Raw genomic sequence first — 19,866 nt, 5'->3', positions numbered from 1 at the left:
ACATTTTAGAGCAATGACTCTAATAAATGATGCATTCCAATGACAATCGGAAACTGCGCCATGTCTGCCAACGTTGCCTACCTGCAAGACGCCCAGGCGCTGGATCAACTCCAGGGCTTGTTCGACGCCCAACGTCTCGCCTATGCGGCCAACCCGATGCCGCCCGCCGAGCAACGCCAGCAATGGCTCAAGGCGTTGCGCGACTTGCTCAGCGACGAGCGCCAGGCGCTGATCGACGCGATCAGCCAGGACTTCAGCCACCGTAGCGCCGACGAAACCCTGTTCGCCGAACTGATGCCGAGCCTGCATGGCATTCACTACGCCAGCCAACACCTCAAAGGCTGGATGAAACCTTCCCGTCGCGCTGTGGGCATTGCCTTCCAACCAGCGTCAGCCAAAGTCATCTACCAGCCGCTCGGTGTGGTCGGGGTAATCGTGCCCTGGAACTACCCACTGTATTTGGCCATTGGCCCGCTGGTCGGCGCTTTGTCGGCGGGTAACCGGGTGATGCTCAAACTCAGCGAGTCCACACCCGCCACGGGCGCGCTGCTCAAGACACTGTTGGCGAAAATATTCCCCGAGGACCTGGTGTGCGTGGTGCTGGGCGAGGCCGAAGTGGGTATGGCGTTTTCCAAACTGCGCTTCGATCACTTGTTATTCACCGGCGCCACCAGCATCGGCAAGCACGTAATGCGCGCGGCGGCCGAGCACCTCACGCCGGTCACGCTGGAGTTGGGCGGCAAGTCGCCCGCCATTGTTTCCGCCGACGTGCCACTCAAGGACGCCGCCGAGCGCATCGCCTTCGGCAAATGCCTGAACGCCGGACAAACCTGTGTGGCGCCGGACTATGTGCTGGTGCCGGAAGACCGAGTGGAGAGCTTTGTCGAGGCTTACTCCAAGGCAGTCCGTGGGTTTTATCCAACCCTGGCCGACAACCCGGACTACACCGCCATCATTAACGAGCGGCAACAGGCCCGGCTCAATGCCTACATCAAAGACGCCACCGACAAAGGCGCCACCCTGATTCCACTTTACGAGCAAGGCCAGGCTCGGCGCATGGCCCATAGCCTGTTGCTGAATGTCAGCGATGACATGACCGTGATGCAGGACGAAATCTTCGGTCCGGTGCTGCCGATCGTGCCTTATCGCGGCATCGACCAGGCGTTTGCCTACATCAACCAGCGCCCTCGCCCGTTGGCCCTGTATTACTTCGGCTACAACAAGGGCGAGCAGAACCGCGTGCTCCACGAGACCCACTCCGGCGGCGTGTGCCTGAATGACACCCTGCTGCACGTGGCTCAGGACGACATGCCTTTTGGCGGCATCGGCCCGTCGGGTATGGGCCACTACCACGGTCATGAAGGGTTCCTCACGTTCAGCAAGGCCAAGGGTGTGCTGGTCAAGCAGCGCCTGAACGCGGCGAAGTTGATCTACCCGCCCTACGGCAAGTCGATCCAGAAATTGATTCAGAAGCTGTTTATCCGTTGATAACACACCCTCGGGATAACAATAACAATGAACCCTAGCCTGACTGATTCACCCGCGCTGTCGCGGCGCGGCGTCTTGAAAATCGGCCTGTGCGCCAGCGCGTTCCTGGCCACCGCCGGGCTCGGCGCCAGCCTCAGTGGCTGCTCCAGCAGCACCCCGGCCAGCGGCTTTGCCATGCTGCGCAGCAGTGATTTGCCGTTCCTGCGCGCGGTCATCCCGGTGCTGCTCGAAGGCGCCGCCAGCGCCCAGGACGTAGTCGCCGGGATCGAAGACACCCTGAAAAAACTCGACTACAGCCTGCAGCACTTATCGCCGGAGATGTTCAAGCTCACCCAGCAACTGTTCGACGTACTGGGTATGGGTATCACCCGCGGCCCGTTGACCGGGATCTGGGGCAGTTGGGAAAACGCCAGCAGCGAGCAGATTCGCAACTTCCTGCACCGCTGGGAAAACAGCTACCTCAACCTGCTGCGCATGGGCCAGGGTTCACTGCTCAAGCTGGTGATCATGGCGTGGTACTTCCGCCCGCAATCCTGGGCCCATTGCGGCTACCCCGGCCCGCCGAAGATCTAGCCCTGATAACCCGATCAGAAAATGTGGGAGCGCGCTTGCTCGCGAAAGCGGTGGGTCAGTCAATAAATTCTTAACTGATACACCGTATTCGCGAGCAAGCCAGCGCCCACCTTGACCGCAACTTCGTAGCGTTTAACTCATAAAAACAAGAGTGCACTTCATATGCCCGTACCCGATCTGTTCCGCGACGGCCTGGCCCGTGGCTGGAAAACCCACAATGGCGCCGCCTTAGGCAACGACCTGACCCTGGAAGCCGATGTGGCGATTATCGGCAGCGGCGCCGGTGGCGGCACTACCGCCGAGATCCTCAGCGCAGCCGGCTACAAGGTGTTGCTGATCGAAGAAGGCCCGCTCAAAACCAGCAGCGATTTCAAACTGCTGGAAGACGAGGCCTACGCCAGCCTGTACCAGGAAGGCATCGGCCGCATGAGCAAAGACGGCGCGATCACCATCCTGCAGGGCCGGGCCGTGGGCGGCACCACGCTGATCAACTGGACGTCGAGCTTTCGCACGCCCGATGCCACCCTCGCCCACTGGGCCAGCGAATACGCGGTAAAAGGCCACAGCAGCGCCGAGATGGCGCCGTGGTTCGAGAAGATGGAGCAGCGCCTGGGTATCGCGCCGTGGGCCATACCACCGAATGCCAACAACGATGTGATTCGCAAAGGCTGCGAAAAACTCGGTTACAGCTGGCACGTGATTCCGCGCAACGTGCGCGGCTGCTTCAACCTGGGGTATTGCGGCATGGGCTGCCCGGTCAACGCCAAGCAGTCGATGCTGGTCACCACCATTCCGTCCACCCTGGAAAAAGGCGGTGAGCTGCTCTACCTGGCCCGCGCCGAACACCTCAACTACAGCGGCGACACGATCAGCAGCCTGGAATGCGTCGCCATGGATGAACGCTGCGTGGCCCCCACCGGGCGCAAGATCACGGTCAAGGCCAAGCATTACGTCCTGTCCGGCGGTGGCATCAACAGCCCGGCACTGCTGATGCGTTCGGACGCACCCGACCCGCATTCGCGGCTGGGCAAGCGCACTTTTCTGCACTTGGTGAACTTCTCCGCCGGGCTGTTCGACGAGGTCATCAACCCGTTCTACGGTGCGCCGCAGTCGATCTATTCCGACCACTTCCAATGGCAGGACGGCACTACCGGCAAAATGTCCTACAAGCTGGAGGCTCCGCCCTTACATCCGGGCTTGGCCAGCACCCTGTTCGGCGGCTACGGCACGCAGAACGCCTTGGACATGAGCCAACTGCCCCATACCCACGCTATGCTCGCGCTGCTGCGTGACGGCTTTCATCCCGACAGCCCGGGCGGCACCGTGGAATTGCGCAGTGACGGCACGCCGGTGCTCGATTATCAGGTGTCGGATTACGCCTGGGACGGCCTGCGCCGGGCGTTCCATACCATGGCCGAGATTCAGTTCGCGGCGGGCGCCAAGTCGGTCAAGCCGTTGCACCACGATGCACGCTACGTGAACACCTTGGCCGAGGCGCGCAGCCTGATTGACGGCCTGAGCCTGGAATTGCACCGTACGACACTGGGCAGCGCCCACGTAATGGGCGGTTGCGCCATGGGTGAAGACCCGAAAAACGCGGTGGCCGACAGCCTCGGCCGGCATCACCAATTGCGCAACCTGTCGATCCACGACGGCTCTTTATTCCCCACCAGCATTGGGGCTAACCCGCAATTGTCGGTGTACGGATTGACGGCGCAACTGGCGACAGCATTGGCCGAACGTCTGAAAACGGCATGAAAAAACACGGTATTCGTGCTGTCTATAGTGCTTTCTTCTGCATAAGTTGACTTGGCCGACCGGGACGGCTGCGATACCATCCGGTTCCCCAACGGACTCCGCCAGGACGACGCGATGAACCGAGTGTTGTACCCAGGTACCTTCGACCCGATTACCAAAGGCCATGGCGATCTGGTCGAACGCGCCTCTCGCTTGTTCGACCATGTGATCATCGCGGTCGCCGCCAGCCCCAAGAAAAACCCGCTGTTTCCCCTGGAACAGCGCGTGGAATTGGCACGCGAGGTCACCAAGCACTTGCCTAACGTGGAAGTGGTGGGCTTTTCGACGCTGCTGGCGCACTTCGCCAAAGAGCAGAACGCCAATGTGTTCCTGCGTGGCCTGCGTGCAGTGTCGGACTTCGAATACGAATTCCAGCTGGCCAACATGAACCGTCAACTGGCGCCCGACGTGGAAAGCCTGTTCCTCACGCCGTCGGAGCGTTATTCGTTCATTTCCTCCACATTGGTCCGTGAAATCGCTGCTTTGGGCGGGGATATCACCAAGTTCGTGCACCCGGCCGTGGCAGATGCGCTGACCCTGCGTTTCAAGAAGTAATTTCTGAGGCGTGGGCTTGTTGTGGCGAGCGGGCTTGCCACAATAAGCCAGCTCACCCCCACAAGCACATAAGCCACAGGTCATGTGCGCTCGCACTGTGGGCGCCAATGCGGCACAATTGCGCGCATTCGTTTTCAGATGCCCTGGCTGACAGCCCTGGCAGGAGTTTCCATGTCCCTGATCATCACCGACGATTGCATCAACTGCGACGTCTGCGAACCCGAGTGCCCGAACGCTGCGATTTCCCAGGGCGAAGAGATCTACGTGATCGACCCCAACCTGTGCACCCAGTGTGTCGGCCACTACGACGAGCCTCAGTGCCAGCAAGTGTGCCCGGTGGATTGCATTCCGCTGGATGAAGCCCATCCGGAGACTGAAGAGCAGTTGATGGAGAAGTACCGGAAGATTACCGGTAAGGCCTAAGCCTTTGTGGCGCCCATCAGGGCCTCATCGCAGGCAAGCCAGCTCCCACATTTAGACGTGTGAATACATTCAAGTGTGGGAGCGGGCTTGCTCGCGAAGGCGGCATCAGCCATCACACAGAGTCAGCTCTGGCACTTAGGGCAAAACACACTCGCCCGCTGCCCCAACACCACATTGCGCAACTCCGTCCCGCAGACCTTGCACGCCTCGCCTCCCCGGCCGTAGACAAACAGTTCCTGCTGGAAATACCCCGGCTGCCCGTCACCCCCAATAAAGTCGCGCAGCGTGGTACCGCCCCGTTCAATGGCGGCCGCCAGCACGCGCTTTATCTCAATCGCCAGCTTCAAATAGCGCCCGCGTGAGATACCGCCCGCGGCCCGACGCGGGTCAATCCCCGCCGCAAACAACGCTTCCGTCGCATAAATATTGCCCACCCCCACCACCACTGCGTTGTCCATGATGAACGGCTTCACCGCCATCGAACGCCCACGGGACAGCTGGAACAGGCGCTCGCCATCAAACAGGTCGGTCAACGGCTCGGGCCCCAGGCGCATCAGCAACTCGTGGTTGTGCGGGTCGTGGCTCCAGAGCATCGCGCCGAAACGCCTGGGGTCGGTGTAACGCAGGGCCAGGCCGGATTCGAGTTCGATGTCCACATGCTCATGTTTGAGTGCCGGCGAACCGACTTCCACCATGCGCAGGTTGCCCGACATGCCCAAGTGGCTGATCAAGGTGCCCACTTCGGCATTGATCAACAGGTACTTGGCCCGCCGCTCCACCAATACGATGCGCTGCCCTGAGAGACGCACATCAAGGTCTTCCGGGATTGGCCAGCGCAGGCGCCGCTCACGCACCACCACGCGACTGACCCGCTGGCCTTCCAGGTGGGGCGCAATTCCGCGCCGGGTGGTTTCGACTTCTGGTAACTCGGGCATGTGTACCTCTTGAAAAAAGGGTCAGTGCGCGCCCAGCTCGCGGATCGACAACTTCATGCTTTCAAAGTCGTAGTCCGACAGGCCCACGTAATCCAGCACCAGGTGGCCGATAGCATTCCACTCATGGTCTACCGACTGGCTGCCCAGCACACGGTAAGACGAGCAGATATGCTCGGCCATTTTCAGGATCGCCAGCAGGTTTTTCAGTTGCGGAGTGCGCGACGACTCATCGCTGAAAATCGCCAGGGCATTGTGGTGGTTGGCGATGGCGTCGGTCACATGCTCCGGCAGGCGCCAGGACTTGGCGGTGTAATAACCGACGACTGCATGGTTGGTGTTGAACGCGTTGTTCTCGGTGTCGACCACCCGGCAGTCGGGGCCGGCGTTGGCGTAGGCCTCTTCCAGCACCGTCATGTAGTTGGGAAAACGCTTGAGCATCAATGGCACACCGCAATCGTGAAACAGGCCCAAGGCATAGGCCTCGTCTACGGTTTGCGAACCGGTGCGTTTGGCCAGGGTCAGGCACGTCATGGCCACATCCTGGGCAGTGTCCCAGAAGCGGTTGAGGGTGACGATGGTGTCGTCGCTCATCTCGCCCTTGATCGACTGCGCATTGATCAGGTTGATGATCGAGCGGCTGCCCAGCAGGTTCACTGCGCGCTGGATCGAGGCGATCTTGTTGCTCAGGCCGTAATAGGGCGAGTTGACGATCTTCAGCAGCGCACCGGACAAGCCTGGGTCTTGGGAGATCAACCGCGCGATCACTTCCAGGTCCGGGTCGGGCATGTACTGCTCCATCTGCAAATCCACCATGATTTGCGGTTGAGGCGGCACGCTGATGCCTTGCAGGGCCTGTTGGATCTGCTCGGCGGAAAGCTCTTGGGACATAAGTACACACTCTGGGCTAGGCGGGGATTCTAACCCTTATGAAGACTTGACCGACACCCAAATGCCGAACTGAAACCGGATCAAATGTGGGAGCGGGCTTGCTCGCGAAAGCGCGGTGTCAGTCACCGAATACAGTGGCTGATCCACCGCTTTCGCGAGCAAGCCCGCTCCCACATGTCCGGCGGCGCCGCGAATTCATACACAACACGGTATACTCCCGCTCTTTTTTCCGGAGCGACGTCATGTCCCTGCCAAGCCTGCGTCTCAAAGCCAACGCCGATCGTCGTTTGCGCAACGGCCACCTGTGGGTCTACAGCAACGAAATCGACGTGGCCGCCACACCTCTTCATGGCTTCCAGGCAGGCGACCAGGCTATCCTGGAAGCGGCCGGCGGCAAGACCCTGGGCATCGTGGCCATGAGCCCGAACAACCTGATCTGCGCACGCCTGCTGTCGCGCGACATCAAGTTGCCCCTGGACAAGTCGCTGCTGGTGCACCGCATCAACGTCGCCCTGTCGCTGCGTGATCGCCTGTTCGACAAGCCGTTCTACCGCCTGGTCTACGGCGATTCCGACCTGTTGCCAGGCCTGGTAGTCGACCGTTTCGGCGACATCCTGGTGGTGCAGATCGCGTCGGCGACCATGGAAGCCCACAAAGAAGACGTGATCGCTGCGCTCACCCAAGTGCTCAAGCCGAGCGGCATCCTGTTCAAGAACGACTCCGCCGCGCGCGACGCTGAAGGCCTCAACCGCTACGTTGAAACCGTGTTCGGCCTGGTGCCGGAGTGGGTAGCGCTGGAAGAAAACGGCGTGAAGTTCGAAGCCCCGGTCATCCAGGGCCAGAAGACCGGCTGGTTCTACGACCACCGTATGAACCGCGCGCGCCTGGCCCCGTATGCCAAAGGCAAACGCGTGCTGGACCTGTACAGCTACATCGGCGGCTGGGGCGTGCAAGCTGCAGCCTTCGGCGCCAGTGAAGTGTTCTGCGTCGACGCCTCCGCTTTCGCCCTCGACGGTGTTGAGCGCAACGCCGCGCTGAACGGCGTCGCCGAGAAAATGACCTGCATTGAAGGCGACGTCTTCGAAGCCCTCAAAGAGCTGAAAGCCAGCGAAGAACGCTTCGACGTGATCGTCGCCGACCCACCGGCCTTCATCAAACGCAAAAAAGACATGAAAAACGGCGAAGGCGCCTACCGTCGCCTGAACGAGCAAGCCATGCGCCTGCTCAGCAAGGACGGCATCCTGGTCAGCGCATCCTGCTCGATGCACCTGCCGGAAGACGACCTGCAAAACATCCTGCTGACCAGCGCCCGCCACCTGGACCGCAATATCCAGATGCTCGAACGCGGCGGCCAGGGCCCGGATCACCCGGTGCATCCGGCGATTGCCGAGACGCGCTACATCAAGAGCATTACCTGCCGGTTGCTGCCTAACAGCTAAGCAATAAGCGCAGATCAAAATGTGGGAGCGGGCTTGCCCGCGATTACGGTGGACCCGTCAATGAATCTGTTGACTGACACTCCGTTATCGCAGGCAAGCCAGCTCCCACATTTTTTTGTGCTGTGTCAGAAACATTGCCGCAGGCCACACAAGTCCATATGGCTTCCCACAAGGTTTTTGATTGAATTCCACATGTCGCAGACTAGTATTGGTTTCTGGTTTTACTCCGGAAAACAAAAACAATGTCTGAGTTCACCTGCTCGCCCCCACTCAGTGGCGACGTAAAACGCCAACAACTGTCCCGCTTCATCCTCATCACCTGCATTTCACTGATCAGCTTCTTTCCGATCAATATTCTCCTGCCCTCATTCCCCGCGCTGGCTACCCGGTTCGACATGCCTACGGCGGACATCGCACTCTCCATCAGCCTGTTCACCCTGGTCTTTTCCATCTCCCAATTGGTCGCGGGCCCGCTGTCGGATAAATGGGGTCGCAAGGAAGTCCTGCTCGGCTGCATCACGCTGTCGATCCTGGGCGCGATTGGCTGCGCGCTGGCCGCGGACTACCTGACCTTCCTGCTGTTTCGCTCCGTACAGGCGATGGGCTGTGGCTTCTTCGTGCTGGGCCACGCCCTGGTGGAAGACCTGTTCGAGGAACAGGATCGAGCCCGGGTACGCCTCTATTACATGACCCTGAGTGGTTCGTTTGTCGCGCTGTCACCCCTGATAGGCTCCTGGCTGCAAACCACATTCGACTGGCAAGGCAGCTTCTACGGATTCGCGCTGATGGCGCTGGGCATGTTGATCCATGCGTTCTGCATCCTGCCGTCCAAATCCGCCAGCCCCCACCGTGCCCCGGTTTCGATCATCGGCACGCTGAAAGCCGTCGCAAGCAATCGGGACTTCCTGCGTTACTGGTGGATCGCCGCGCTGGTGTTTGCCTGTTATTTCGCGCTGATCAGCGTGACGCCGCTGATTTTCATGGATGCACTGAAACTGTCGGAATACCAGTACGCCCTGGTGCTGATGGTGTACGGCGTGGCCTATCTGCTCGGCGGCGTCGCGGCGTCGTATTTGCAAAAGCGCATCCCGCTGCCCCGGCAAATCAACCTCGGCCTCGGGTTGCTGCTTGTCGCTGGCGTGCTGTTGACACTGATCGTCAGCGTTGAGGCGATCACCACCATCACCCTGCTGATTCCGATGCTGATCAGCGCCCTGGCCGTCACCCTGGTTCGGCCTGCCGCGATTTCTGCGGCGATGTTGCTGTTCTCCAGCAGTGCAGGCACAGCCGCATCCGCAGGCAACAGCATCATGTTCCTCAGCGCCGCCGTCAGCAGCGCCGCTCTTGCGCAAACCGGCACGCATTTGCTGATGACCATTGCTGTCAGCTTCATCCTTTTCAGCCTGTGGGGTTGGTTGACGAATGCGCGGGTCGGGCGCTAATGCCCCGCCACACGTCCCGTAAGCGCTATCTCCACGCTTACGGCCATTCCCTCCCGCCGCCAGCGGTGTAGAATCGACGTTATTCATCGCCAGTCATCCCCCGGCGGGTTTATGAGCTCGAGGCCCAAGCACGCGGCGATCCCGCGACGCGAGTGGCAACTTTTGGACACGCGGCCATTTTCTGAGTGTTCCAGACGTCAATAGAAGCTCACTCCCCTTTAGTACTTGATTAGCCGCCCGGAGTGCTCCAATGCCTGATTACCGCTCGAAAACATCTACCCACGGCCGCAACATGGCCGGCGCGCGCGCACTGTGGCGTGCCACGGGGATGAAAGATGACGACTTCAAAAAGCCGATCATCGCGATCGCCAACTCGTTCACCCAATTCGTACCCGGCCATGTCCACCTCAAGGACCTGGGCCAGTTGGTCGCCCGCGAGATCGAACGCGCCGGCGGTGTAGCCAAAGAATTCAACACCATCGCCGTGGATGACGGCATCGCCATGGGCCATGACGGCATGCTGTATTCGCTGCCGAGCCGCGAGATCATCGCCGACTCCGTGGAGTACATGGTCAACGCCCACTGCGCCGACGCCATCGTCTGCATCTCCAACTGCGACAAGATCACCCCCGGCATGCTGATGGCCTCCCTGCGCCTGAATATCCCGGTGATTTTCGTGTCCGGCGGCCCGATGGAAGCCGGCAAGACCAAGCTCGCCTCCCACGGCCTCGACCTGGTCGATGCCATGGTCATCGCCGCCGATTCCAGCGCTTCTGACGAGAAGGTCGCGGAATACGAGCGCAGCGCCTGCCCGACCTGCGGTTCGTGCTCCGGCATGTTCACCGCCAACTCGATGAACTGCCTGGTAGAAGCCTTGGGCCTGGCGTTGCCGGGTAACGGCTCTACCCTGGCCACCCACAGCGACCGCGAGCAATTGTTCCTGCAAGCCGGCCGCACCATCGTCGAGCTGTGCAAGCGTTACTACACCGAGAACGATGAGTCGGTGTTGCCACGCAACATCGCCAACTTCAAGGCGTTCGAAAACGCCATGACCCTGGACATCGCCATGGGCGGTTCCACCAACACCATCCTGCACTTGCTGGCCGCCGCTCAGGAAGCCGAGATCGATTTCGACCTGCGCGACATCGACCGTCTGTCCCGCCACGTGCCGCAACTGTGCAAAGTCGCGCCGAACATCCAGAAGTACCACATGGAAGACGTGCACCGCGCCGGCGGGATCTTCTCGATCCTGGGCTCCCTGGCCCGCGGCGGCCTGCTGCACACCGACCTGCCGACCGTGCACAGCAAATCCCTGGCCGAAGGCATCGCCAAATGGGACATCACCCAGACCACCGACGAAGCCGTGCATCACTTCTTCAAGGCCGGCCCGGCGGGCATCCCGACGCAAACCGCGTTCAGCCAGTCGACCCGTTGGGACACCCTCGACGACGACCGTGAAAACGGCTGCATCCGCAGTGTCGAGCACGCCTACTCGCAAGAAGGCGGCCTGGCCGTGCTATACGGCAACATCGCCCTCGACGGCTGCGTAGTCAAAACCGCTGGCGTGGACGAGTCGATCCACGTGTTCGAAGGCCGCGCCAAGATCTACGAAAGCCAGGACAGCTCGGTACGCGGCATCCTCGCCGACGAAGTCAAAGAAGGTGACATCGTCATCATCCGTTACGAGGGCCCGAAAGGCGGCCCGGGCATGCAAGAGATGCTCTACCCGACGTCGTACCTCAAATCCAAAGGCCTCGGCAAAGCCTGCGCCCTGCTGACCGACGGCCGTTTCTCCGGCGGCACCTCGGGCCTGTCCATCGGCCACGCTTCTCCAGAAGCCGCTGCCGGTGGCGCGATTGGCCTGGTGCAGGATGGCGACAAAGTGCTGATCGACATTCCGAACCGCTCGATCAACCTGTTGATCAGCGATGAAGAACTGGCTGCACGCCGGGTCGAACAGGACAAGAAAGGCTGGAAACCGGTCGAGAAGCGTCCACGTAAAGTGACGACCGCGTTGAAGGCTTATGCCCTGCTGGCTACCAGTGCCGACAAGGGTGCGGTACGTAACAAGGCGATGCTCGACGGCCTGTAAGCCTCGCCCATAAAAATGCCCCGCCAAGTGCGGGGCATTTTTTTGCCTGCAGAAAACCTCCAGAACACTGAAAATCAACTGTGGGAGCTGGCTTGCCTGCGAAAGCGGTGGGCCAGCCGGCTCATGTATGGCCTGACACACCGCCTTCGCGAGCAAGCCCGCTCCCACATTCGACCGCATTCCAATGCTGGAACCCGATCAAGTGTGGTCGACCGCACTCCTATGCTGGAACTCGGTCAAGTGTGGTCGACCGCACTCCTATGCTGGAACTCGGTCAAGTGTGGTCGACCGCATTCCTGTGCTGGAACTCGGTCAAGTGTGGTCGACCGCACTCCTATGCTGGAACTCGGTCAAGTGTGGGAGCGGGCTTGCTCGCGAAGCAGGCGCCTCGGTCTTACTGAATCTCGTCAGGCTTGACGATCACCCAGTTCTTGTCGGCCGTCACCGGCAGCCCTTCCTTGGCCTGGGCCGCTGCGTGCTTGGCCATCATGCCGTTGAGTTGGGTCATGTACTTGTCTTTGCGGTTGACCCACAGGTGAATGCCGCCTTTGGCCACGTCCACATCGTGAAACAGCATGTAGCCGTCGCTGGTCGGCGTGTCACCGCCGACAATCACCGGCTTTTTCCACTCGTCGATGTAGGTCAGGATGGCTGCGTGTTTGCCGGCCATCCAGGTCGCCGGCGTCCACAGGTAGGGGGTCAGTTCCAGGCCAAGGTTGGCCTTCTCGTCATATTTGCCGGCAGCGATCTGTTTGCGTGCGGTGGTCAGCTCGCCAGTCTTGCGGTCCTTGAGCAGGGTGCTCACGCCGATGACGTTCTCGGGTTTGACGTTGTAGCCGTACTTCGGATCGGCAGCGACCATGCGCACCAGTTCCTCGGACGCGGCGGTCATCACGTAGACCTCAATGCCATTTTCCATCAGCTTGTTGTAGAGCTCAGCCTGGCCGGTGAAGACTTTTGGTGGCTGCACGTCCATGTTCTTGACCACGTCACCGTCGTAGTACGTGACCGGGACTGGCTTGCCGGAAGCCATCATCTCATCGACGTAGCCTTTGAGTTCCTTAAGGGTGAAGCCGGAGAAGATCTGCGCCACCCACGGGTAGCAGACCATGTCGTCGACTTCACAAAGGCGGTAGTAGTAGCTGAACAGGCTTTCCTTGTGTTCAGCGGTGTCCTTGAACGGGATCAGCTTCAGGGACGGGTCCATGGTGTCGCGGGTGATCAGGCCCTTGTTTTCCAGGTACGGCAGCAAGGACTCTTCAAGGTCATAGCGGTAGCTGGTGTTGTCCATGTCGAACACCGCGAAGTTACCCTTGTTGGCGTTGGCGGCGATCATCTTGTTCAGTTGCTCGGCGGCGGGCGCCGGCCAGTGCTTCAACTCGGTGGCGGCAAATGCCTGGCCGGCGAGGCCGAAGCAGAAGGCGGCGGCAAGTAGTGTTGGCGCGAGCTTCATAAGCGTTTTCTCCCTGAGTGAAAGACATCGACGCTAACAAATCTGTGTGACAGTTATCGCCCGAGCGCGACCGCTTGCGTCGTGATTGCGCCAAAGGCATACACCTGAACGTCAAACGCTTATTCCAAAAACGACAGTCCACATTCCATATCGGTATTAAATCAATATATTTCAAGCTGTTAGCATTTCCGGTTCGCAATCGCAGGCTCACGCGATTGGCTGCCTTCTCAACGGAGCTTCAATGAATCTGCCCCTGATTCTCAACTTACTGGTGTTCGTGGCCCTGTTGCTGGGCCTGGCACAAACTCGCCACACGAACTGGAGCCTCGCCAAGAAGGTCCTGTTCGCCCTGGCCCTCGGCGTGGTGTTCGGTACGGTATTGCACACCATTTATGGCGACGGTAACCCGGTGCTCAAAGCCTCCATCGGCTGGTTCGACCTGGTCGGTAATGGTTATGTGCAACTGCTGCAAATGATCGTGATCCCGCTGGTATTCGCTTCGATCCTCAGCGCAGTGGCACGTCTGCATAATGCCTCGTCCCTGGGCAAGATCAGCTTCCTGACCATCGGCACGCTGCTGTTCACCACGGCGATTGCGGCGCTGATCGGCATCGGCCTGACCAACCTGTTCGGCCTCACCGCCGAAGGCCTGGTGGCCGGCACCCAGGAAATGGCGCGCCTGCAAGTGATCCAGAGCGATTACGCCGGCAAGGTCGCCGACCTGAATATCCCGCAATTGCTGCTGTCGTTCGTGCCGGCGAACCCGTTCGCCGACCTGGCGCGCGCCAAGCCGACGTCGATCATCAGTGTGGTGATTTTCGCTGCATTCCTGGGGGTTGCCGCGCTGCAACTGCTCAAGGATGACGTGGAAAAAGGCCAGAAAGTAATCAACGCCATCGACACCCTGCAAGCCTGGGTGATGCGCCTGGTGCGCCTGGTGATGAAGCTGACGCCGTACGGCGTGCTGGCGCTGATGACCAAAGTGGTCGCCGGTTCCAACCTGCAAGACATTATCAAGCTCGGCAGTTTTGTGGTGGTGTCGTACCTGGCGCTGGGCCTGATGTTTGTGGTGCACGGCCTGCTGCTGTCCCTGGCCGGGATCAACCCGCTGCGGTTCTTCCGTAAAGTGTGGCCAGTGCTGACCTTTGCGTTCACCAGCCGCTCCAGTGCAGCGGCCATTCCGCTGAGCATTGAAGCGCAGACGCGCCGCCTCGGCATTCCACAATCCATCGCCGGTTTTGCCGCCTCGTTTGGCGCCACCATCGGCCAGAACGGTTGCGCGGGCCTCTACCCGGCGATGTTGGCCGTGATGGTTGCGCCAACCGTCGGCATCAACCCGCTGGACCCGCTGTGGATCGCGACCCTGGTGGCGATTGTGACCTTGAGTTCGGCCGGTGTGGCCGGCGTGGGTGGCGGTGCGACATTTGCCGCGCTGATCGTGCTGCCGGCGATGGGCTTGCCGGTGTCACTGGTGGCGCTGCTGATTTCCGTGGAGCCGCTGATCGACATGGGCCGCACGGCCTTGAACGTAAACGGCTCGATGACGGCGGGCGCGATTACCAGCCAGGTCATGAAGCAGACGGATAAAGCGCTGTTGAATGCCGATGAGCATGTGCAGCTAGCTAGCTGAGTTGCAAGCTGCAAGCTGCAAGCTGCAAGAAAGAGCACTTCGCTTAAACTTCAGCTTGTGGCTTGTGGCTTAAAGCTAACAGCTGCCCCTCTCCCAGACTTCGAAGTTATACGCCGGCTTTTCCCCTTCAGCTGGATTCTCCAGGTTTGAAACCAGCTTCCACTGCTGCTTATCAAACTCGGGAAACCACGCATCCCCTTCCGGGCTCAGCGCAACCCGGGTCAGATACAAGCGATCTGCCTGTTCCAGCCCCTGCGCATACAGCTGCGCACCGCCGATCAGCATCAGCTCGTCCACGCCCTGCGCCAGCGCCCAGGCCTCGGCCCGCTCAACCGCCGCGTCGAGAGACGGAAAAACTTCCGCACCTTCGAGCACCAAGTCGGTCTGACGGCTGACCACGATGTTCAAGCGCCCCGGCAACGGTCGGCCCAGCGAATCCCAGGTCTTGCGCCCCATGATGATCGGCTTGCCAAGCGTGGTGGCCTTGAAGTATTTGAAATCCCCCGGCAAATGCCAGGGCATGCTGTTGTCGACGCCGATCACACGGTTTTCACCGAGGGCTGCGATCAGGCTTAAAGGGAGAGTTTTTTTCATGGCGACGAGAATACCAGAGCCCCCAGCCACGCGCAGCGTGCACTAAACAGCCCCGGAGCGGTTATGCTCCAGGCTCACGAACACAACAGGACGGCGCGTGACTGCACTGAACCCCTTGCACAGACTCTGGCTGACGGAAACCGTGCGCTTGCGTGAAGAACACGCCGGCCCGCTCGAGGACCTGGAAGCCAACCGCCTGGCCCGCGCGGCCGGCGGCGACCTGCCGACACGCATCCAACAGCGCGCCCTGCATTTGGCCGAGCGCGATGGTTTGATCGCCGCCCTCACCCGCTGGCTGCAAGGCGCCCGTTTGGCGCTGGTGCTGCTGGCGGTGGTCGCGGTGATCAGTGGCGCCGGTCTGGCGTTTGCTGCATTGGGCAATGGTGTGACGCCGGTGAATGTGTTCTGGGCCCTGGGCAGCCTGCTCGGCTTGAATCTGATCCTGTTAATCAGTTGGGCCCTGGGCCTGCTGTTTGCCGGCGAACACAGCGCCAGCCTCGGCCGCCTGTGGTTGTGGCTCAGCGAAAAACTCGCGCGTGATGCCAAGGCCGCGCAACTGGCGCCGGCGTTGCTGCTGTTGTTACAGCGCCAGAAACTCAATCGCTGGGCGGTCGGCATGCTGGTCAACAGCCTGTGGTTGCTGGCATTGCTCAGCGCCATGGTGATTTTGCTGACACTGCTCGCCACCCGACGCTATGGTTTTGTGTGGGAAACCACCATCCTCGGCGCAGACACTTTTGTCGCCGTGACCCAAGCCCTGGGCAGCCTTCCCGCGCTGTTGGGCTTCAATGTGCCGACGGTCGAGATGATCCGCGCCAGCGGCGATTCCGCCCTGAACATCGAAAGCGCTCGCCAAGCCTGGGCCGCCTGGCTGGTCGGGGTGTTGCTGGTTTACGGCCTGCTGCCCAGATTGATCCTCGCGTTACTCTGCCTGTGGCGCTGGAAACGCGGGCGCGCCGCCTTGCGCCTGGACCTCAACCTGCCCGGCTACAGTCAACTGCGCGAACGCCTGATGCCCAGCAGTGAACGACTGGGCGTCAACGACGCCGCGCCCGAACAGCTGCACCACGTCACAGGAGGCGTCAGTGAACTGGAGAGCGACGGCGCGCTGCTGGTCGCCATCGAACTCGACGATCAGCACCCCTGGCCGCCCAAACTGCCGGCCAGCGTGAAAAACGCCGGCATCCTCGACAGCCGCGAATCGCGCAACAAACTGCTGGAACAACTCACCCGTTTCCCGCCCGCGCGCCTGGCCATCGCTTGCGACCCACGGCGCTCGCCCGACCGTGGCAGCCTGGCGCTGATCGCCGAGCTGGCACGCAGCGCCGCCGCCACCCGTGTGTGGCTGCTGCAAGCTCCGCCCGGCCAGGCACTGGACGCCGAGCGCCTGGGCGATTGGCACGCAGCGCTGCAACAACTGGAGCTGCCCTTCGCCGATTGCGCGCCGCTGAACTGGCTGGAGACCGGTCATGACTAAACCGCTGAAACTCGCCGTGGTCGGCCACACCAATGTCGGCAAGACCTCACTGCTGCGTACGTTGACCCGCGATGTCGGCTTTGGCGAAGTCTCCCATCGGCCCAGCACCACGCGGCATGTCGAAGGCGCACGGTTATCGGTGGATGGCGAGGCCTTGCTGGAGCTATACGACACGCCCGGCCTGGAAGACGCCATCGCCCTGCTCGACTATCTGGAACGCCTGGATCGCCCCGGCGAACGCCTTGACGGCCCGGCCCGCCTGGCGCGTTTCCTGGAAGGCAGCGAAGCGCGCCAGCGTTTCGAACAGGAAGCCAAAGTGCTGCGCCAACTGCTGGCCTCGGACGCCGGCCTGTATGTGATCGACGCCCGCGAGCCGGTGCTGGCCAAGTACCGCGACGAGCTGCAAGTGCTGGCCAGTTGCGGCAAGCCGTTGCTGCCGGTGCTCAACTTCGTCAGCAGCAGCGACCACCGCGAGCCGGACTGGCGCGAAGCCCTGGCCCGACTTGGCCTGCACGCGCTGGTGCGTTTCGACAGTGTGGCGCCACCGGAAGATGGCGAGCGTCGTCTTTATGAAAGCCTGGCCCTGCTCCTGGAGAAGTCGCGGGGGCAGTTGGAACGGCTGATCCAGGACCAGCAAGCCCAACGCCAGGCCCGCCAGCAAAGCGCCGCACGGCTGATCGCCGAGCTGTTGATTGACTGCGCCGCGTGCCGACGCAGCGTGGTCACTGCCGATGAACAGCAAGCCATCAGTGACCTGCGCAAAGCGGTACGCCAACGCGAACAAAAATGCGTGGAAGCGCTGCTCAAACTGTTTGGTTTCCGCCCACAAGATGCCGCCGCCAGCGACTTGCCGTTGCTGGACGGCCGCTGGGGCGATGACCTGTTCAACCCGGAAACCCTCAAGCAACTCGGCGTGCGCGTCGGTGGCGGAATCGCCGCAGGTGCGGCTGCCGGGGCGGGTGTGGACCTGCTGGTCGGAGGCTTGACGCTTGGCGCCGCCGCCCTGGCCGGTGCGATTGCCGGTGGTGCCCTGCAAACCGCACGCGGCTATGGCAGCCGCCTGCTGGGCAAGATTAAGGGCCAACGCGAACTGACCGTCGACGACAGCGTGCTGCGCCTTTTGGCCTTGCGCCAACGCCAGTTGCTCAAGGCCCTGAACCTGCGCGGTCACGCGGCCATGCACAGCATCAAGGTCGATACGCCCCAGGACAAAACCTGGCGCGAAGGCAAGTTACCGGACGCGCTGCACAAGGCCCGCGCTCATCCGCAATGGTCATCCCTGAACCTTCGCCCCAGGCTGAGCCAGGCAGAGCGCCAGGAACACGTCGAAGCCCTGGCCCAGCGTCTGGATGAAACCTAAGCCGCGAGCAGTTGCCGAGCTTTGGCCTTGAGCACTTCCAGATCAAGTACCGGTATGGATATTTGCTTGGCCTGCTCATCCCAGTGACGCATGCGCAAACTCACGGAGCAGAGCGGGTCTTGTTCAAACGCCAGGGCCTCTTCGGCGCTCATCATGCCGCCCTGGTACCCCAACGTGCGGCGACTGGCTTCGCTCAAGCGGGCGTAATAGCCCGGCTGGCTGAAGGTCAGATAGCGCTTGGCTTGCACGTGGTATTCCACCAGTTTGACCAGGCGCTCACTGAAGCCTGCGCGGCGCAAGTAATCCGCGCCCAGCCGCTCATGACTGACCACCCCATAACCGCCCATGTTTTCGCCACCCTGGCTGCACAGGTGCCCGATATCGTGGAAAAACGCCGCCAGCACCACTTCATCATCAAACCCTTCGGCCATCGCCTGTTGCGCGGTTTGGGACATATGTTCGAGCTGCGACACCGGTTCGCCGATGTAATCCGCCGTGCCGTGCTGCTCGTACACGCCAAAGACTTCGGTAATCGCCTGTTCCGGGGTCATCATGCCGCCCCCCACAGGGTTGTGATATTTCGCTCGGCCATCGCCGGCCCCACGCTCATGCCCACGCCGGTGTGCATCAGTGCCGCGCTCACGCCGGGTGCCGCACGCAGGAATGAAAACGGGGCGGGCCCGCGTGAGCCGTAAACACCTTGCCAGCGCTCCACTACTTGCACCTTGCAGCCCAGCGTCTGCTCGGCAAACTCGATCAGCCAGCCATCGACCTGCTCGGCGTTGAACGGCGACGCATCGCTGCCGTAGTCATGGGAGTCGCCGATAATCAGCTCGCCATGGGGCGTCGGGCTGATCAGCAGATGAATGCCGTGTTCATGCAAGTGTGGTGCTTCACGCAGGATTTGCGCGTGCACCGGCGCGGCTTCGGGCAGGTCGGCGAAGGCGCCGTAATGCACGCAACTCAAGCCTGTGAGCAACGCGTGTTGCAGGTTGAGGTTGGCCGCAGGCCGGGCACGCAGCATTTGCAGGCGGCAGATACTCGGGTTGAGTTCGGCGATCGGTTCCGCCAGCAAGGTTTGGTAGTCATGGCCGGAACACACAATGACCTGCTCGCCACGAAAGCTGCCGGCCGTGGTGTGCACGTGGCCGGGCTCAACGTCGCGCACCAGGGTGGAGAAATGAAACTCCACGCTCAAATGCTGGCTCAGGTAGTTGATCAGTGCCGGAATCGCCTCGCGGGAATACAGCTGCTGATCGTCTTTACCATGCAGCGCTGCGCGGTGATGACGGAACTGACCGCCATATAGATCCTTCATCGCCGCGCCTTGCAGCAGCTCGACGTTGTAGCCGTGTTCCTGGGCGCGACCGGCGCGGAATGCTTCCAACAGATGCTCTTCGGCTTCGGTGCGGGCAAACAGGTACGAGCCGTTGCGCTTGAGCTGCACACCCGCCACTTGTGCCCATTGCGCCCAGATATCGCGACTTTCACGGGCCAGGTCGAGCATCGGCCCCGGTGGTTGGCCGGTGACCAGCGCCTGGCCGAAGTTACGCACCGAAGCGCCCAACGGCGTAGCGCTGCGCTCGAACACCTTGACCTTGAGCCCGCGCCTGGCGGCCGCATAAGCGTGGGACAGGCCGAGGATGCCGGCGCCGATGATCAGCAGATCGCTGTGTTGTGTCATAGAGTGAAGTCCTGAATTTGGGACCGCTATCGCAGG

17 protein-coding genes are annotated in these 19,866 nt (G+C 61.3%); 11 read left to right on the top strand and 6 right to left on the bottom strand.

Annotated features, from left to right (window positions below):
* Window positions 1–60: 60 nt before the first annotated feature.
* The 5 genes from ACDZ94_RS10345 (at window position 61) to ACDZ94_RS10325 (ending at window position 4,836) form a co-directional block, all read left to right on the top strand.
* Complete coding sequence (locus ACDZ94_RS10345; protein ID WP_432751418.1) at window positions 61–1,488, top strand: coniferyl aldehyde dehydrogenase; 1,428 nt, start codon at window positions 61–63, stop codon at window positions 1,486–1,488.
* Between the two features lie 27 nt (window positions 1,489–1,515).
* On the top strand, window positions 1,516–2,061 hold the full coding sequence (locus ACDZ94_RS10340; protein WP_053258498.1) for a hypothetical protein: 546 nt from the start codon (window positions 1,516–1,518) through the stop codon (window positions 2,059–2,061).
* Window positions 2,062–2,223: 162 nt separating this feature from the next.
* Window positions 2,224–3,819 (top strand): GMC family oxidoreductase N-terminal domain-containing protein, encoded by a 1,596-nt coding sequence (locus tag ACDZ94_RS10335; protein WP_432751417.1) that lies wholly within the window; start codon window positions 2,224–2,226, stop codon window positions 3,817–3,819.
* 114 nt (window positions 3,820–3,933) lie between these two features.
* On the top strand, window positions 3,934–4,413 hold the full coding sequence (coaD, locus tag ACDZ94_RS10330) for a pantetheine-phosphate adenylyltransferase (protein WP_003176711.1): 480 nt from the start codon (window positions 3,934–3,936) through the stop codon (window positions 4,411–4,413).
* A 171-nt stretch (window positions 4,414–4,584) separates the two neighbouring features.
* Complete coding sequence (locus tag ACDZ94_RS10325) at window positions 4,585–4,836, top strand: YfhL family 4Fe-4S dicluster ferredoxin (RefSeq protein WP_003195146.1); 252 nt, start codon at window positions 4,585–4,587, stop codon at window positions 4,834–4,836.
* A gap of 122 nt (window positions 4,837–4,958) precedes the next feature.
* Here ACDZ94_RS10325 and mutM read toward each other — a convergent pair whose 3' ends face one another.
* Both mutM and ACDZ94_RS10315 read right to left on the bottom strand, forming a co-directional pair.
* Window positions 4,959–5,771 carry a bifunctional DNA-formamidopyrimidine glycosylase/DNA-(apurinic or apyrimidinic site) lyase gene (gene mutM / locus ACDZ94_RS10320; protein ID WP_064454569.1) on the bottom strand — a complete coding sequence of 271 codons (813 nt, stop codon included), beginning with the start codon at window positions 5,769–5,771 and terminating at the stop codon, window positions 4,959–4,961.
* 21 nt (window positions 5,772–5,792) lie between these two features.
* On the bottom strand, window positions 5,793–6,605 hold the full coding sequence (locus tag ACDZ94_RS10315) for an HDOD domain-containing protein (RefSeq protein WP_208604480.1): 813 nt from the start codon (window positions 6,603–6,605) through the stop codon (window positions 5,793–5,795).
* Window positions 6,606–6,901: 296 nt separating this feature from the next.
* Here ACDZ94_RS10315 and ACDZ94_RS10310 point away from each other — a divergent pair, with 296 nt between their 5' ends.
* The 3 genes from ACDZ94_RS10310 (at window position 6,902) to ilvD (ending at window position 11,632) form a co-directional block, all read left to right on the top strand.
* A complete protein-coding gene (locus ACDZ94_RS10310) occupies window positions 6,902–8,098 on the top strand; it encodes a class I SAM-dependent rRNA methyltransferase (RefSeq protein ID WP_003213799.1) in 1,197 nt (398 codons plus the stop codon).
* Between the two features lie 242 nt (window positions 8,099–8,340).
* Entirely contained in the window at window positions 8,341–9,540 is a 1,200-nt protein-coding gene (locus ACDZ94_RS10305) for an MFS transporter (protein ID WP_407016343.1), read from the top strand.
* A 250-nt stretch (window positions 9,541–9,790) separates the two neighbouring features.
* Window positions 9,791–11,632, top strand: a complete 1,842-nt coding sequence (gene ilvD, locus ACDZ94_RS10300; protein ID WP_064454573.1) for a dihydroxy-acid dehydratase — start codon at window positions 9,791–9,793, stop codon at window positions 11,630–11,632.
* Between the two features lie 394 nt (window positions 11,633–12,026).
* Here ilvD and ACDZ94_RS10295 read toward each other — a convergent pair whose 3' ends face one another.
* Window positions 12,027–13,085 carry a hypothetical protein gene (locus ACDZ94_RS10295; protein WP_064454574.1) on the bottom strand — a complete coding sequence of 353 codons (1,059 nt, stop codon included), beginning with the start codon at window positions 13,083–13,085 and terminating at the stop codon, window positions 12,027–12,029.
* 241 nt (window positions 13,086–13,326) lie between these two features.
* Here ACDZ94_RS10295 and ACDZ94_RS10290 point away from each other — a divergent pair, with 241 nt between their 5' ends.
* The gene (locus ACDZ94_RS10290) at window positions 13,327–14,715 is read left to right on the top strand and encodes an L-cystine transporter (protein WP_432751416.1); all 1,389 of its coding nucleotides are present in this window, start codon (window positions 13,327–13,329) and stop codon (window positions 14,713–14,715) included.
* Between the two features lie 75 nt (window positions 14,716–14,790).
* On the opposite strand, the gene ACDZ94_RS10285 is transcribed toward ACDZ94_RS10290, so the two are convergent.
* Window positions 14,791–15,309: a dihydrofolate reductase gene (locus tag ACDZ94_RS10285; RefSeq protein WP_432751415.1), complete on the bottom strand. Its 519-nt coding sequence runs from the start codon at window positions 15,307–15,309 to the stop codon at window positions 14,791–14,793.
* A gap of 97 nt (window positions 15,310–15,406) precedes the next feature.
* Between ACDZ94_RS10285 and ACDZ94_RS10280 the strand changes: the two genes are divergently transcribed.
* Window positions 15,407–16,786 carry a DUF2868 domain-containing protein gene (locus ACDZ94_RS10280; RefSeq protein ID WP_432751414.1) on the top strand — a complete coding sequence of 460 codons (1,380 nt, stop codon included), beginning with the start codon at window positions 15,407–15,409 and terminating at the stop codon, window positions 16,784–16,786.
* Window positions 16,779–18,146 (top strand): DUF3482 domain-containing protein, encoded by a 1,368-nt coding sequence (locus ACDZ94_RS10275; RefSeq protein WP_432751413.1) that lies wholly within the window; start codon window positions 16,779–16,781, stop codon window positions 18,144–18,146. Before ACDZ94_RS10280 ends, ACDZ94_RS10275 begins: the two co-directional genes overlap by 8 nt.
* On the opposite strand, the gene ACDZ94_RS10270 is transcribed toward ACDZ94_RS10275, so the two are convergent.
* Together ACDZ94_RS10270 and ACDZ94_RS10265 are read right to left on the bottom strand one after the other, a co-directional pair.
* Window positions 18,143–18,697: a phosphonate degradation HD-domain oxygenase gene (locus ACDZ94_RS10270; RefSeq protein ID WP_432751495.1), complete on the bottom strand. Its 555-nt coding sequence runs from the start codon at window positions 18,695–18,697 to the stop codon at window positions 18,143–18,145. The genes ACDZ94_RS10275 and ACDZ94_RS10270 overlap by 4 nt on opposite strands.
* On the bottom strand, window positions 18,697–19,830 hold the full coding sequence (locus ACDZ94_RS10265; protein ID WP_432751412.1) for a TIGR03364 family FAD-dependent oxidoreductase: 1,134 nt from the start codon (window positions 19,828–19,830) through the stop codon (window positions 18,697–18,699). The genes ACDZ94_RS10270 and ACDZ94_RS10265 overlap by 1 nt, the downstream gene beginning before the upstream one ends.
* Window positions 19,831–19,866 lie beyond the last annotated feature (36 nt).

Origin of the sequence: Pseudomonas sp. UBT (assembly GCF_050915955.1) — a bacterium.
Classification (GTDB): domain Bacteria; phylum Pseudomonadota; class Gammaproteobacteria; order Pseudomonadales; family Pseudomonadaceae; genus Aquipseudomonas; species Aquipseudomonas antarctica_A.
Note: the sequence above shows the minus strand (reverse complement) of the source record. Positions and strands in the feature narration are given on the sequence as shown.

Bases quoted from the DNA above. Each gene is read 5' to 3' on its own strand.
- ACDZ94_RS10345 (WP_432751418.1), top strand. From the start codon at position 61: ATGTCTGCCAACGTTGCCTACCTGCAAGACGCCCAGGCGCTGGATCAA.
- ACDZ94_RS10340 (WP_053258498.1), top strand. From the start codon at position 1,516: ATGAACCCTAGCCTGACTGATTCACCCGCGCTGTCGCGGCGCGGCGTC.
- ACDZ94_RS10335 (WP_432751417.1), top strand. From the start codon at position 2,224: ATGCCCGTACCCGATCTGTTCCGCGACGGCCTGGCCCGTGGCTGGAAA.
- coaD (WP_003176711.1), top strand. From the start codon at position 3,934: ATGAACCGAGTGTTGTACCCAGGTACCTTCGACCCGATTACCAAAGGC.
- ACDZ94_RS10325 (WP_003195146.1), top strand. From the start codon at position 4,585: ATGTCCCTGATCATCACCGACGATTGCATCAACTGCGACGTCTGCGAA.
- mutM (WP_064454569.1), bottom strand. From the start codon at position 5,771: ATGCCCGAGTTACCAGAAGTCGAAACCACCCGGCGCGGAATTGCGCCC.
- ACDZ94_RS10310 (WP_003213799.1), top strand. From the start codon at position 6,902: ATGTCCCTGCCAAGCCTGCGTCTCAAAGCCAACGCCGATCGTCGTTTG.
- ACDZ94_RS10305 (WP_407016343.1), top strand. From the start codon at position 8,341: ATGTCTGAGTTCACCTGCTCGCCCCCACTCAGTGGCGACGTAAAACGC.
- ilvD (WP_064454573.1), top strand. From the start codon at position 9,791: ATGCCTGATTACCGCTCGAAAACATCTACCCACGGCCGCAACATGGCC.
- ACDZ94_RS10295 (WP_064454574.1), bottom strand. From the start codon at position 13,085: ATGAAGCTCGCGCCAACACTACTTGCCGCCGCCTTCTGCTTCGGCCTC.
- ACDZ94_RS10290 (WP_432751416.1), top strand. From the start codon at position 13,327: ATGAATCTGCCCCTGATTCTCAACTTACTGGTGTTCGTGGCCCTGTTG.
- ACDZ94_RS10285 (WP_432751415.1), bottom strand. From the start codon at position 15,309: ATGAAAAAAACTCTCCCTTTAAGCCTGATCGCAGCCCTCGGTGAAAAC.
- ACDZ94_RS10275 (WP_432751413.1), top strand. From the start codon at position 16,779: ATGACTAAACCGCTGAAACTCGCCGTGGTCGGCCACACCAATGTCGGC.
- ACDZ94_RS10270 (WP_432751495.1), bottom strand. From the start codon at position 18,697: ATGACCCCGGAACAGGCGATTACCGAAGTCTTTGGCGTGTACGAGCAG.
- ACDZ94_RS10265 (WP_432751412.1), bottom strand. From the start codon at position 19,830: ATGACACAACACAGCGATCTGCTGATCATCGGCGCCGGCATCCTCGGC.